We start from the raw sequence: 228 nt of genomic DNA on the forward strand, positions 1-228 counted from the left end.
CTTTGGCCGTAAGCGCTGACACAGCAAACCACCAAAAAGCAGTCCGCAAGCCGGCACCATAGCCCACATTGCATACTGGTCAGAGCTTATCCCTAACTGCACTTGCATAATGTAGGGCATCATGGAAATTGCCAGCACAACCATGGCAAAATTGATCCAGCCTATAGCGGCAAATGTCAGGAAGTGGCGGTCTTTAAACAAAGACAGGTAATTACCCGCAAGTTGCTT

The 228-nt window shown here is 48.7% G+C and carries 1 protein-coding gene; it reads right to left on the minus strand.

Annotated features, from left to right (window positions below; translation table 11 throughout):
- The coding region (locus R0J87_RS25595) for a hypothetical protein (RefSeq protein WP_498889821.1) at window positions 1-228 on the minus strand (228 nt) is incomplete at both ends.

This window comes from Halomonas sp. SIMBA_159 (assembly GCF_046536035.1).
In the GTDB taxonomy this organism is placed as follows: domain Bacteria; phylum Pseudomonadota; class Gammaproteobacteria; order Pseudomonadales; family Halomonadaceae; genus Vreelandella; species Vreelandella venusta_A.